Here is an 11,858-nt window from a genome sequence, read left to right as displayed (position 1 = left end):
CGCCCGCCGCGCCGTCTAGCCGGCGTTGGCGCCGAAGGCTTCGACATATTTGGCCGGGTCCGGCCGCTGCTTGCCCGGCACCTTGTCCGCGGGCGTGCCCAGATAGAGGAAGGCGACAATGGCATCGTCCTCTTTCAGGCCGAAAAAGGCTTTCACCTGCGGATCGTAGGCGTTGTCGCCGGTCAGCATGACACTGCCGAAGCCCTTGGCCTGGGCCGCCAGTTGCAGGGTGAGCGCGGCCTGCCCGGCCGAGACCACCTGTTCCACCTGCGGCACTTTCGGGTGCGCCTTGGTGCGGGCCAGCACCACCACCACCACCGGCGAGCGCAGGGCGCGGCCGCGTTCGGCTTGCAGCGCCTCTTCGTCGGCATCCGGCTTGCGGGCCTTCAGCGCATCGGCGAACACATCGCCCATCCGGGCGCGGTCGTCGCCGCGCAGCACCACGAAGCGCCACGGCCGGATCAAACCGTGATCCGGTACGCGGGTGGCGGCCTCGAACATCTCGGCCAGGTCGGCATCGCTCGGCCCCGGTTCGGACATGAAACGCGGCAGGGTCGAGGAGCGCTCTTTCAGCAGGGTCAGGGCATCCATGGCGGTCGATCCTTGTTGGCATGGGCCTTGTGGGCACGGGCCTTGTGGGCACGGGTCTTGTTGGCAGGGGCGCAATCGACACGTGCGTACGATTGACGGGAGACCGCTATCATCCCCGGAATTGCGCAAAGGGCAATGGGGGCTATGGCGCGGTGGGCGGCAAGGGCCGGGGTTTGCCGTCGTCGTCGATGGCGACGAAGATGAACCGGCCCTCGGTGACCTTCACCCGCGCGCCCAGTTGATTGCGCAGCGCCCACGCCTCCAGCCGGATGGTGAGCGAGGTCCGTCCGGTCTTTTCCACCGCCGCATAGACACACATGACATCGCCCACATAGACGGGGCGGATAAAGCTCATGGCGTCGATGGCGGCGGTCGTCACCCGGCCCTGCGCGCGGTGGCCCGCCGCAATGCCGCCGGCGATATCCATCTGCGACAGCACCCAGCCGCCGAAGATATCGCCGTTGGGGTTGGCGTCGGCCGGCATGGCGACCGTGCGGATGGTCAGTTCGCCGTGCGGCGTCTCGGCGGTCTCGCCCATTTCGTTCAATCCTGGGTTTCGGTTGGGAGGGATGGCAATGGCGGCCGGGCCGGCTCGGTTCAGTCTATCGCACCGGGCGGTTGCGGAGACAGGCGCACCAAAGGCGGATGCGTCGGAGCGCGGCGCCGGTCGGTGGGGCGAAATATCCGCGATTGGTTCACGGGCGCAAGACTGTGCTACTAAGGAGGCACGTCCCCTCCGCTTTCGGTGCCTGCCCATGTCCGCCTCCCCTCCCCCCAAAGGCCCCATGTCCGGGGTCCGCGTCATCGACCTGACCACCGTCATGTTCGGCCCCTATTGCACCCAGATCCTGGGCGAAATGGGCGCCGACGTGATGAAGGTGGAAGGGCCGGAAGGCGATATCTCGCGCCAGGTCGGCGACAACCGCCATCCCAGCATGTCGGCGGCCTTCATGGTGAAAGGGCGCAACAAGCGCTCGGTCGTACTGGACCTGAAAAACGACGCGGCCCGCCAGGCGCTCTACAAGCTGTGCGAGACCGCGGATGTGTTCATCCACAACATGCGGCCCAAGGCGGCCGCCCGGCTCGGCATCGCCTATGAGGACATCGTCAAGGCCCGGCCAGACATCGTCTATTGCAACGCCATCGGCTTCGGCCCGACCGGCCCCTATGCCGACAAGCCGGCCTATGACGACCTGATCCAGGGCCTGTCCGGCCTGGCGGCGCTGACCGGCAAGGTGACCGGCGAGCCGCGCTATGCGCCCAGCGTGCTGGCGGACAAGACCAGCGGCCTGTTCGCGCTCTACTCGATCTGCATGGGCCTGTTCCACCGCGAGCGCACGGGCGAGGGCCAGCGCATCGACGTGCCCATGTTCGAGACGTTTTCCAGCTTCATCATCAACGAGCACATGCAGGGCCGGTTCTTCGAGCCGCCGGTGGGCGAGGCCGGCTATGTGCGCCTGCTGTCGCCCTATCGCCGGCCGCACAAGACCGCGGACGGCTATATCTGCATGATGCCCTATTCGACCAAGCACTGGCTGGCCTTCTTCGAACTGGCCGGCCGGCCGGACCTGGCCGCGGACGAGCGCTTCCACACCATGCCGGGCCGAACCCAGAATATCGGCGAGCTTTACCGGCATCTGGCCGAGATCATGCCGACGCGCACCACCGCGGAATGGCTGGAGGTGCTGGAAAAGGCGGACGTGCCGTCGGCGCCGATGAACACGCCGGAAGACCTGTTCCACGACCCGCACCTGACCGCCGTCGGCATGTTCCCGGTCGACGAACACCCGAGCGAGGGCACGGTGCGCCACATCAAGGTGCCGGTGACCTTCTCCAAAACCCCCGGCGGCCTGACCCGCCACGCGCCGCGGCTCGGCGAGCATTCGGAGGAAATCCTGCGCGAGGCCGGGCTTTCCGATGCGGACATCCAGGCGCTGATCGCCGCCGGCGCCAGCAGCCAGGCCGGTCCGGCGCCGGGCAAGGGCTGAGGCCATGGCCATCGACACCGACCCCGACACCGACACCGCTCAAGCCTTCGCGTGCATCTGGCAGCACTGGCAGCAGGGCACGGTCATGGACGGCCTGCCCGCGGACCTGAAACCCACGTCCCGGGCCGAGGGCTATGCGATCCAGGCGCATGTGCTGCAACGCTCGCCGAAGCCGCCCGCGGGCTGGAAGATCGCGGCGACCAGCACCGCCGGCCAGCAGCATATCGGCGTCGACGGGCCGCTTGCCGGGCGGTTGCTGGCGGAGTTCCTGCATCCCGACGGCGCCACGGTTTCCATCGCCCACAACCATATGCGCGTCGCCGAACCGGAATTCGCCTTCCGCTTCGCCCGGGACCTGCCGCCCCGTGCCGAGCCCTATGCGGTCGACGAGGTGATGGCCGCGGTCGCGGACCTGCATCTGGCGATCGAACTGCCGGACTCGCGCTTCGCCCGCTTCGCGGAAGCCGGCGGCCCGTCGCTGATCGCGGAGGCGGCCTGCGCCCGCGACCTGGTGGTCGGCAAGCCGGTGCGGGCGGACTGGCGGTCGCTGGACCTCTCCCGTCATCCGGTCCGGGGCCGGGTGCAGGGCCGTTACGAGCGCGACGGGTCCGGCGGCAATGTGCTGGGCGACCCGCGCGTGGCGCTCGCCTGGCTGGTGAACGAGGTCTCGGGGCTCGGCATGGGCGTGAAGGCGGGCGAACTGGTCACCACCGGCACGGCGGTGCCGCCGCTGGAGATCGAGCCGGGCGACCATGTGGTGGCGGATTTCGGGCCGCTCGGCACCATCCGTGTCACCGTCGCCGGCCCGGTGCTCTGAGGCCGGGGCCGGCACCCCTGCACCGAACGGACAACACGAAACCGGTGGCGCATCATCGGCATCATGGTACGATACGACCCCACTCTGATAGAGGTTCGGACTCATGATGCACAATCACTCGGGTGTGGCGAAGGCCGGGGCACGGCCGACGGGCGGCGCTCTCGCCATGCTGTTCGCGCTGGTCGTTCTGTTCGCCGCTGCGCTGGCGCCGCCCGCGTCGGCGGTGACGAAGGCGGAGGTCGATGCCAAGGCCGACACCGCGCTGGCGGACCTGTTCCGGTCGATCCCGGAATCGAAAAAGATCGCGGAGGCGGCCAAGGGCGTCCTGATCTTTCCGGAGATCTACAAGGCCGGCCTGCTGGTCGGCGGCGCGGTGGGCTCGGGCGTGTTGCGGGTGGATGGCAAGGTCGACAGCTATTACACCTCGGTCGCGGCGTCGTTCGGCCTTCAGGCCGGCGTTGCGCGCTTCGGCTATATCCTGTTCCTGATGGATCAGGACTCGGTCGATTATGTCAAACGCACCGATGGCTGGGAATTGGGCGTCGGGCCGACGCTGGTGGCGGGAGACGCCGCCTTTGCGAAGAAGTTCACCACGACCACGCTGGAAAGCGGCGTCGTCTATTTCTTCGTGAACGAAAAAGGGGCGTTTGCCGGCGCCGGCATCGAAGGCACCAAGATCACCCAGGGCCTGACCGGCGACTGACCAAGAGTCGACCGCCGGCCGACTGGCGGGCTCAATGGGGCTCAAGGGCGGTGGCTGGGCGTTGCACACGGGCTGGGCTAGACTGGCGGCAACCATCCCATACGAGGAAACTGCCCGCCATGTCCGACGCCACTGCCCATTCTCCCACCGCCGCCCGCCTGCCCGAGGCCGGCATCCGCGCCCTGTTCACCACCGAGGCCCGCTGGCAGGCCTGGATGGACGTGGAAGCCGCGCTGGCCCGGGCCCAGGCCGCCATCGGCATGATCCCGGCCGACGTCGCGCCGGTCATCGCCGCCAAGGCCGACCTGACGCTGTTCGACCGGGAGCGGGTCGCCGAAGGCTTCCGCCGCACCGGCCACACCATCGTGCCGTTGGTGTGGGAGCTGGCGCGGCTCTGCGGCGAGCCCGCCGGCGGCTATGTCCACTGGGGCGCCACCACCGAGAATATCGTCCGCACCGGCGATACGCTGCAATTGCGGAAGGCGCACGCGATCTTCCTTCGCCTGATCGACGACACGCTGGCGGCGATGGCCGCGATTGCCGAGCGCTCCGCCGACATGGTCATGGCCGGACGCACCCACGGCCAGCACGCGGTGCCGATCACCTTCGGCCTGAAAGTGGCGGGCTGGATCGACGGCCTGATGCGCAGCAAGGAACGGCTGGTCGAGAGCGAAAAGCGGGTCTTTGTCGGCATGCTGGGCGGTGCCGCGGGCTCGCTGGCCTCGTTCGGCGACCAGGGGTTGGCGTTGCAGGCGAAGATGAGCGAACTGCTGGGCCTGACGCCGATGACCGTACCGAGCCGGGCGCTGGTGGATTACCAGGCCGAATACATCGCCCATCTGGGCCTGCTGGCCGCGGTCGGCGGCATGATCGGGCGCGAATGCTATCAATTGATGCGCACCGAATACGGCGAGGCGCGCGAGCCCGTGCCGCCGGGCACGGTCGGCTCGTCGACCATGCCGCAAAAGCGCAACCCGATCCTGGCCCAGGACATCATCGCCTACGCTTCGCAGGTGCGCGCGACCGTGCCGCTGGCGCTGGAGGCGGCGCAGATCGAGCACGAGGCGGACCGCACCAACTCGGTCATGATGCGGGACGCCATGAACCGCGCCTGCATCGCCACCGGCGACATTCTGGTGCGGCTCCGCGAGATCATGCGCGGCCTGGACCTGGACCCGGCCCGGATGCGCGCCAACCTGAATCTGGGCGGCGGCCTGATCATGGCCGAGGCGCTGATGCTGGACCTCGCCCGGCATATCGGCCGGCAGGAGGCGCACGACGTCATCTACGACGCCGCCGAAGCCGCCATCTCCGGCGGCCAGAGTTTCGACGCGGCCCTGGCCGCCGATCCGCGCGTGACCGGGCATCTGACGCCGGAGCAGATCGCCGCCATGCTCGACCCCGCGGCCTATACCGGCCTTTCCGGCGAACTGGCCAGGCAGGCGGCCCGGCGGGTGCGAGGCGGCTGATCGCGGCGGCCGCCTTGGCAGAATGCGCCTCCCAGATCGCCCGTGCCCCCTTTGCGCTTTCCCGGCCGGAGCGAAGCGGAGGGCCGGGATCTCCGGCCTTGCCGCCGGCGGCAAGGGGAGTCAACTCGGGCGGAGATCCCGGATCGGCGCTCTGCACCGTCCGGGAGAGTCGGGGCAGGGTGCGCGCGTGACCGCCCCGGCGGATCGGCGCTCCGCCCCGTCCGGGGAATAGAAGCGCCGGTTGGCCGCCTCAATCCCGGTGGGGATCGATGAGAACCTTGATCTCTTCCGGGTTCCGGGCCAGCCGGTCGAAGGCGCCGGCGGTCTCGGACAGGGGCAAATGGCTGGTGACCAGCGTGCGCACCCGGTCCGGATTGGCGGCGATCATGGCCAGCGCCTGCTGGAATTCCTCCGGGCGGTAGGCGAAGCTGAATTCCAGGGTCAGTTCGGTGACGATGGCCTCGCGCGGGGTCAGCTTGTCCTCGTGCGCGCAGACGCCGACGGTGATAACGTGGCTGTGCTGGGGGGCGCCCTTGACGATGCGGTCGAGCAGGCCCTGGGCGCCGACGCAGTCGAAAATGTTGGCGCCGGGCGGCAGACCGCGGAAGGTCCGCTCCAGCAGCGGCGAGGGCGGATGCGGGCGGAAGTCGAGGTCGCGCCAGTGCTGGTAGGGCGACTCCTCCGAAGGATCGATGACGAAATCGGCGCCCAGCGCCGCGGCGGCCCTGCGCCGTTGCGGCGAGAAATCCGCCGCCAGGATCGGGCCGCGCCCCTCGGCGATCAGGCCGAGAATGACCGCCAGACCGACCGGACCGCAGCCCAGAACCACGTTCGGGGCCCGGTTGCGGGTGGCGAGGTTGACGGCGTGCAGGCCGACCGCCAGCGGCTCGGTGAGCGCCGCCAGATCGTCCGGCACCTCCTCCGGGATCGCGAAGGCACGCTCGGCGTCGATCACGGTCAGGGTGGCGAGGCCGCCGGAAAAGACCGGCGACAGGCCGATCACCTCGAAGCGCTGATCCGCGTGGGCGCTGTGGGTGAAAGGCAGGGCCACCAGCCGGTCGCCCGGCCGAAACGGCGTCTCCGTGTTCGGGCCGGCCTCGACCAGCCGGGCCGAAAACTCGTGGCCGGGGACGATCCGGGGCAGGTCGCCGCGCCGATCCTCGGGTAGCGCCGCCTCTGCCGCGATGGCGCGCTCGCGATAGTGCAGGTCCGAGCCGCAAATGCCCGTCGCGATGGGCGAGACCAGCAACTGGCCGGGGTTGGGCTCGGGGTCGGGCCAGGTGTCGATGGTAATGGCACTGCCTTGCAGGATCGCGGCGCGCATGATGCGTCTCTCCGTCTGCGGTCGTTTGTCCCGGAGTATAGCGGACGCACGTGGAATTGCCGACCGCGGATCGAGTTTGCTAGGCTTGGCCGGCAGCATAACCAATGAAAGCAAAACCAATGGCAGAGTTCGACACGGTGATCCGCGGGGGCCTCGTCGCCACCGCCAGCGACATCATGCTGGCGGATGTCGGCATCCAGGGCGAGGTGGTCACCGCCGTCGCCAAGAGCCTGCCGGCCGGCAAGCACGAGATCGACGCCCAGGGGAAATACGTCCTGCCGGGCGGGGTCGACAGCCATTGCCACATCGAACAGCCCAGTTCGATCAGCGGCAAGATGAACGCCGATACCTTCCTGACCGGCACCCGGTCGGCGGCGTGCGGCGGCACCACCACGGTGATCTGCTTCTCGCCGCAGCGCCAGGGCTGGACGCTGGCGGATTCGACCGCCGACTATCACGAGCGGGCGCAAAAGGCGGCGATCGACTACACGTTCCACCTGATCATCAACGATCCGAACGAGGACGTGATGGCGACGCTGCCGCGACTGATCGCGGACGGGCACCGCTCCATCAAGATTTTCATGACCTATGACAGCAACCGCGTCACCGATGACGGCGTGCTGAAGCTGATGGCGTGCGCGCGCGAGAACCAGGCGTTTCTGGTCATCCATGCCGAGCATCACGAGATGATCAAATGGCAGACCCAGCGCCTGCTCGACGCCGGGCTGACCGATGCCAAATACCACGCCTGGTCGAAACCGCCGGTGGTGGAGCGCGAGGCCGTGCACCGCGTCATCTCAATGGCCGAGTTGCTGGACCAGCCGGTGCAGATTTTCCACGTCACCTGCGCCGAAGCCGCGGAGGAAATCCACCGGGCGCAGCAGCGAGGCCTGAAGATTTTCGGCGAGACCTGCGCCCAGTATCTGACGCTCACCGCCGACGACATGGACCGGGCCGACGGCGAGGGCGCCAAATTCGTCTGCTCGCCGTCGCCGCGGACGCCGGCCGATATCGAGGCGCTGTGGGGCTATCTGAAGACCGGCGTGCTGGGCATGGTCTCCTCGGACCACGCGCCCACCAACTTCGCCGTGCCGAGCGAGCACAGCCAGGACCTGAAACTGCCGGATGGGCCGGAAACCCCGTTCCCGAAAATCCCGAACGGTCTGCCCGGCCTGGAAACCCGGCTGCCGCTGCTGTTCCACGAGGGTGTGAATGGCGGGCGGATCGGCCTGTCGCAGTTCGTGGCGCTGGCGGCCACCAATCCGGCCAAGCTGTTCGGGCTCTATCCGAAGAAGGGGACGATTGCGCCGGGGTCGGACGCGGACATCGCGATCTGGGATCCCTCCCGCCAGGTCACCATTCGCCAGGCCGATCTGCACCACGCCATCGACTACACGCCCTATGAGGGCTGGCAGGTGACCGGCTGGCCGGTGACGACGCTTTGCCGGGGCCAGGTGGTGGCGCAGGACGGCGATTTCGTCGGCGCGGCGGGGCATGGCCGGTTCCTGGCGCGGGCGCCCTATGACGAGATCGCGCCGCGGGGCGTGTTCCCCTCGCCCTTCGACCCCTATGCGGGACGCCGTTAGGCGCGGCGCGCGGTGTTGGCGCGGGCCTGGCAACTGACGGTCTCCGAGCGGGACGACGACCGCCGTCGCGGCGATGTGGCCCGAGCCCTGAGCCGGCATAACGGCAGCGAAGGCTTTCCCGACGACTGGCGTCCGCTGTCGGTGTTCGCCCATGCGCCGAGCCGCTGGCCCTGGCGGCGCGGGCGCATGGTTGGGGGCCTCAATGGCGGGACGGCGTGGGGCTGGCTCTATGTCAGCCATTTGTGGGTGGAGTCTGTCGCGCGGCACCATGGCCTCGGCTCCGCGCTGATGGCCGAGGCCGAGGCCCTGGCCCGCCATCGCGGCATGCAAGGCGCCCACCTCACCACCGCCAGCTTTCAGGCGCGGGGCTTTTACGAAAAGCAGGGCTACCGCCTGTTCGGCCAGCTGGACGAGATGCCGCCCGGGGGCTCGCTGTTCTACATGTGCAAGCGCTTTTGACGCCTGGCCGATGCGGTCTGGCTGACCTGGCCGCGGCATTTGCCCTTGATTCGGGTATCGTGTTAGCGTTCCGGCCTGCCATGGGCAGGACCGGCGCGGTCCGCCCGAAGGAGAACCGCGGAGGAACCGCCATGCTCGGTTGGGCTCTGACATTCCTGATCGTCGCTCTGATTGCCGGTGTATTGGGTTTCGGCGGCATAGCGGCGGCGGCGGCCGGGATTGCCAAAATCGTCTTCGTGATCTTTCTGATCCTGTTCGTGATCGCCCTGTTGCGCGGCCGGAAGATTTTCTAGAGCGGCTTCTTTTGCCGCTGGCTCACCACCCCATCTCCCCTGTCCCCGCGGAAGCGGGGCCCCATGCCTGAAAGGCAGATACAGGGTCCGTGTCCCGTGAGACGCTCTCAGGCATGGGCTCCCGCTTGCGCGGGAGATGGGGCGGGAGAGTGGGTCGACCTGTGCCGAAAGCGCGCTAGAGCCATTTGTACTCCCGCAATTTCCGGGCCGCTCGGCGACGACCCTTCGCCGGAAATTGCTCTGACACCTCCCCGCCGTGCGCGCGGTCTTCAGGCGAGATAGGCGGCCAGGGCCTCGCGGCTGGCGGCGCGGGAGCGCTCGTCCGGGGCCGCCACCTGCAGGCGCAGGTCGGTGACGCCCGCCTCGGCATAGGCAGCGATGCCGTCCAGCACCTCCTGCCAGGAGCCGATCAGGTGCAGGTCGGCCGGCTCGGCCAGGCCCTCGTGTTCCAGGACGCGGGCATAGGACGGGATCGCCTGGTAGAAGCCGGAAATCTCGCGGGCCAGGGCCTTGGCGGCGGCCCGGTCCTCGGTCACGGCGAGGCGCACCAGCGCCATGATGCGCGGCGGCTCGCTGCGACCGGCCTTGGCCGCGCCTTCCTCCAGATGCGGCCGGATATAGCGGGCGATGGTGCGCGGGCCGCACTGGCCGAGCGTCGTGCCCTGGACCCGCCCGCCGGCGAAGCGCAGCATGCGCGGGCCGAGGGCCGCCAGCAGGATCGGCGTCGGCCGGGCCTCGATTTCCAGTCCGGCATGGGCGCTGAGCTGGTCGCCGGTCACATCGGCGGCATGGCCGGCCAGCAAGGGCTGCAACGCATCCAGGAATTCGCGCGTGAAGGAAAACGGCTTGTCCCAGGGCACGCCCAGCTTGCCTTCCGCATACCAGGCCGACGCCGCACCGACCCCCAGGGTCAGCCGGCCGCCAAGAGCGTTCTGCGCCGTGCGCACCATTTGCGCGAACGGCAGCGGATGGCGGCCATAAAGCGGCACGACCGACGTGCCGACCTCGGCCAGCCCCGGCACCTGGTCGGCGATGCAGGCCAGCGCCACCACCGGGTCGACGCCGGCGGCTTGCGAGACCCAGAAACTGTCGAACCGGGCCTGTTCGGCAAAGCGGGCCGCTTCCAGGGTCTCGGCAACGGAGGCGAGCGTGGTGCCGCCGGCCAGCCCCCAGCGCACACCGAATCGGTCATTGCTCATGGCATGTCCTCGTTTCTGTCCGGATCGGCCGGGTTCGCCGGCCCGAATTTTCTGGCCCGAATTCGCTGGCCTGAATTCGCTGGCCCGAAAGCTTAGCGGTCCGCCGTGCCGGCGGCTATATCTTGACGCCACACCGGCCCGGCGCTAGCGTCCAGTCGCTTAACCGTAGGGGAGCCTCGCTCGAAGAGGCTGAGATATCGCTAGGCGCAGCGACGACCCCCGTTTCGCAGTGCCGGCGCGATGACCCTTTGAACCTGAACCGGATCATGCCGGCGGAGGGAATGGGACTTGCTCACAACAGCACCCGCATTCGACGCCCGGCCCGGTTCCCAAGGGAAAACAGGCGCATGGCGCGAGACCCGATTGCCACCGAACTTCTGGACTTCATCGCCGCCGACCGGCCGGACGAGGACGCATTCAACGCGCTGGCGCTGAGACTGTTCGCCCACCAGTTTGCGCACAACCAGCCGTTCGCCAAATTCGCCCGCGCCCGCGGCAAGACCCCGCGGACCGTGCGGCACTGGGCCGATATTCCGGCAGTGCCGATCAACGCTTTCAAGACCCTGGACCTGACCTGCTGCCCGCCCCGGGACGCCGCAGCCGTGTTCATGACCAGCGGCACGACCCAGGGCGGGCTGCGCGGCAAGAGCTATCACGCCGACCTGGCCGTCTATGACGCCTCCATGCGCCGCAATTTCGGCGAACGCTTCATGCGCGGCGCGGAGCGCATGGCCATGGGCATTCTGTTCCCGACGCCGGCGATGATGCCGAATTCCTCGCTGGCGCATTATCTGGACCTGGCCGTCCGCCATTTCGGCGCGCCCGGCAGCGGCCATCGCATCGGCCCGGACGGGATCGACCTTCCCGGCCTGACCGCAGACCTGGAACGGGCGGAGGCAACCGGCGCGCCCTACGCCCTGCTGGGCGCCAGCTTCAGCCTGGTGCATGCGCTGGATGCGCTTCAGGCGCACGGGCGCACCTTCCGCCTGCCGGCCGGCAGCCGCATTCTCGACACCGGCGGGTTCAAGGGCCAGTCGCGCGAGTTGGAGTTGGATGCGTTCTACGACGCGCTCGGCCAGACCTTCGGCGTGCCGCGGGCCGATTGCGTGAACATGTACGGCATGACCGAGCTGTCGACCCAGTTCTATGACGACGGCAATGCGGTCTGCCCGTCGGTCAAGTCGGGCCCGCACTGGATCCGCAGCCGCGTCGTCGACCCGCTGACCGGCGCGGCGGTGCCGAAGGGCCAGACCGGCGTGCTCGCCCACACCGATCTGGCGCATTACAACATCGTCACCACCATCCTGACCGAGGACGCCGGCGTGGAGGTCGACGGCGGCTTCCTGCTGCTCGGCCGGGTCGCGGGGGCGGAGGCGCAGGGCTGCTCCATGGCCGTCGACGAATTCCTGAGCGCCGCCGGCTGAGCCGC

12 protein-coding genes and 1 riboswitch are annotated in these 11,858 nt (G+C 68.8%); of the genes, 8 read left to right on the top strand and 4 right to left on the bottom strand.

Translation table 11 applies throughout. The annotated features are described in order from the left end of the window. Positions 1–15: 15 nt before the first annotated feature. Together H6844_05155 and H6844_05150 are read right to left on the bottom strand one after the other, a co-directional pair. Positions 16–591 carry a nitroreductase gene (locus tag H6844_05155; GenBank protein ID MCB9928791.1) on the bottom strand — a complete coding sequence of 192 codons (576 nt, stop codon included), beginning with the start codon at positions 589–591 and terminating at the stop codon, positions 16–18. Between the two features lie 142 nt (positions 592–733). Next, positions 734–1,129 carry an acyl-CoA thioesterase gene (locus tag H6844_05150; protein ID MCB9928790.1) on the bottom strand — a complete coding sequence of 132 codons (396 nt, stop codon included), beginning with the start codon at positions 1,127–1,129 and terminating at the stop codon, positions 734–736. A 217-nt stretch (positions 1,130–1,346) separates the two neighbouring features. Here H6844_05150 and H6844_05145 point away from each other — a divergent pair, with 217 nt between their 5' ends. From H6844_05145 to H6844_05130, 4 genes are all read left to right on the top strand, one after another. Continuing rightward, positions 1,347–2,579: a CoA transferase gene (locus H6844_05145; GenBank protein ID MCB9928789.1), complete on the top strand. Its 1,233-nt coding sequence runs from the start codon at positions 1,347–1,349 to the stop codon at positions 2,577–2,579. Between the two features lie 4 nt (positions 2,580–2,583). Then, positions 2,584–3,396, top strand: coding sequence for a hydratase (locus H6844_05140; protein ID MCB9928788.1), 813 nt, complete (start codon positions 2,584–2,586; stop codon positions 3,394–3,396). Positions 3,397–3,499: 103 nt separating this feature from the next. After that, positions 3,500–4,099 carry a lipid-binding SYLF domain-containing protein gene (locus H6844_05135; protein MCB9928787.1) on the top strand — a complete coding sequence of 200 codons (600 nt, stop codon included), beginning with the start codon at positions 3,500–3,502 and terminating at the stop codon, positions 4,097–4,099. Positions 4,100–4,218: 119 nt separating this feature from the next. After that, a complete protein-coding gene (locus tag H6844_05130; GenBank protein ID MCB9928786.1) occupies positions 4,219–5,568 on the top strand; it encodes an adenylosuccinate lyase family protein in 1,350 nt (449 codons plus the stop codon). Between the two features lie 250 nt (positions 5,569–5,818). Here the strand turns inward: H6844_05130 and H6844_05125 are convergent, their stop codons facing one another. Then, positions 5,819–6,892: a zinc-binding dehydrogenase gene (locus tag H6844_05125; GenBank protein ID MCB9928785.1), complete on the bottom strand. Its 1,074-nt coding sequence runs from the start codon at positions 6,890–6,892 to the stop codon at positions 5,819–5,821. A gap of 119 nt (positions 6,893–7,011) precedes the next feature. Between H6844_05125 and hydA the strand changes: the two genes are divergently transcribed. The 3 genes from hydA to H6844_05110 all read left to right on the top strand — a co-directional run bounded on the left by hydA (position 7,012) and on the right by H6844_05110 (position 9,230). Next, positions 7,012–8,478 (top strand): dihydropyrimidinase, encoded by a 1,467-nt coding sequence (hydA, locus tag H6844_05120; GenBank protein ID MCB9928784.1) that lies wholly within the window; start codon positions 7,012–7,014, stop codon positions 8,476–8,478. Between the two features lie 15 nt (positions 8,479–8,493). Further along, complete coding sequence (locus H6844_05115; protein ID MCB9928783.1) at positions 8,494–8,937, top strand: GNAT family N-acetyltransferase; 444 nt, start codon at positions 8,494–8,496, stop codon at positions 8,935–8,937. A 131-nt stretch (positions 8,938–9,068) separates the two neighbouring features. Further along, positions 9,069–9,230: a DUF1328 domain-containing protein gene (locus tag H6844_05110; GenBank protein MCB9928782.1), complete on the top strand. Its 162-nt coding sequence runs from the start codon at positions 9,069–9,071 to the stop codon at positions 9,228–9,230. A gap of 269 nt (positions 9,231–9,499) precedes the next feature. Here the strand turns inward: H6844_05110 and H6844_05105 are convergent, their stop codons facing one another. After that, positions 9,500–10,429: a TIGR03564 family F420-dependent LLM class oxidoreductase gene (locus tag H6844_05105; protein ID MCB9928781.1), complete on the bottom strand. Its 930-nt coding sequence runs from the start codon at positions 10,427–10,429 to the stop codon at positions 9,500–9,502. Positions 10,430–10,586: 157 nt separating this feature from the next. Beyond that, positions 10,587–10,727: riboswitch (TPP riboswitch) on the top strand. Positions 10,728–10,776: 49 nt separating this feature from the next. Between H6844_05105 and H6844_05100 the strand changes: the two genes are divergently transcribed. Continuing rightward, positions 10,777–11,853 carry a long-chain fatty acid--CoA ligase gene (locus H6844_05100; GenBank protein MCB9928780.1) on the top strand — a complete coding sequence of 359 codons (1,077 nt, stop codon included), beginning with the start codon at positions 10,777–10,779 and terminating at the stop codon, positions 11,851–11,853. Positions 11,854–11,858 lie beyond the last annotated feature (5 nt).

Source organism: Alphaproteobacteria bacterium (assembly GCA_020638555.1).
Taxonomy (GTDB): domain Bacteria; phylum Pseudomonadota; class Alphaproteobacteria; order Bin95; family Bin95; genus JACKII01.
Note: the sequence above shows the minus strand (reverse complement) of the source record. Positions and strands in the feature narration are given on the sequence as shown.

What these genes read in the sequence shown, in the direction of transcription:
- H6844_05155 (MCB9928791.1), bottom strand. Translation starts at nt 591, where the DNA reads ATGGATGCCCTGACCCTGCTGAAAGAGCGCTCCTCGACCCTGCCGCGT.
- H6844_05150 (MCB9928790.1), bottom strand. Translation starts at nt 1,129, where the DNA reads ATGGGCGAGACCGCCGAGACGCCGCACGGCGAACTGACCATCCGCACG.
- H6844_05145 (MCB9928789.1), top strand. Translation starts at nt 1,347, where the DNA reads ATGTCCGCCTCCCCTCCCCCCAAAGGCCCCATGTCCGGGGTCCGCGTC.
- H6844_05140 (MCB9928788.1), top strand. Translation starts at nt 2,584, where the DNA reads ATGGCCATCGACACCGACCCCGACACCGACACCGCTCAAGCCTTCGCG.
- H6844_05135 (MCB9928787.1), top strand. Translation starts at nt 3,500, where the DNA reads ATGATGCACAATCACTCGGGTGTGGCGAAGGCCGGGGCACGGCCGACG.
- H6844_05130 (MCB9928786.1), top strand. Translation starts at nt 4,219, where the DNA reads ATGTCCGACGCCACTGCCCATTCTCCCACCGCCGCCCGCCTGCCCGAG.
- H6844_05125 (MCB9928785.1), bottom strand. Translation starts at nt 6,892, where the DNA reads ATGCGCGCCGCGATCCTGCAAGGCAGTGCCATTACCATCGACACCTGG.
- hydA (MCB9928784.1), top strand. Translation starts at nt 7,012, where the DNA reads ATGGCAGAGTTCGACACGGTGATCCGCGGGGGCCTCGTCGCCACCGCC.
- H6844_05110 (MCB9928782.1), top strand. Translation starts at nt 9,069, where the DNA reads ATGCTCGGTTGGGCTCTGACATTCCTGATCGTCGCTCTGATTGCCGGT.
- H6844_05105 (MCB9928781.1), bottom strand. Translation starts at nt 10,429, where the DNA reads ATGAGCAATGACCGATTCGGTGTGCGCTGGGGGCTGGCCGGCGGCACC.
- H6844_05100 (MCB9928780.1), top strand. Translation starts at nt 10,777, where the DNA reads ATGGCGCGAGACCCGATTGCCACCGAACTTCTGGACTTCATCGCCGCC.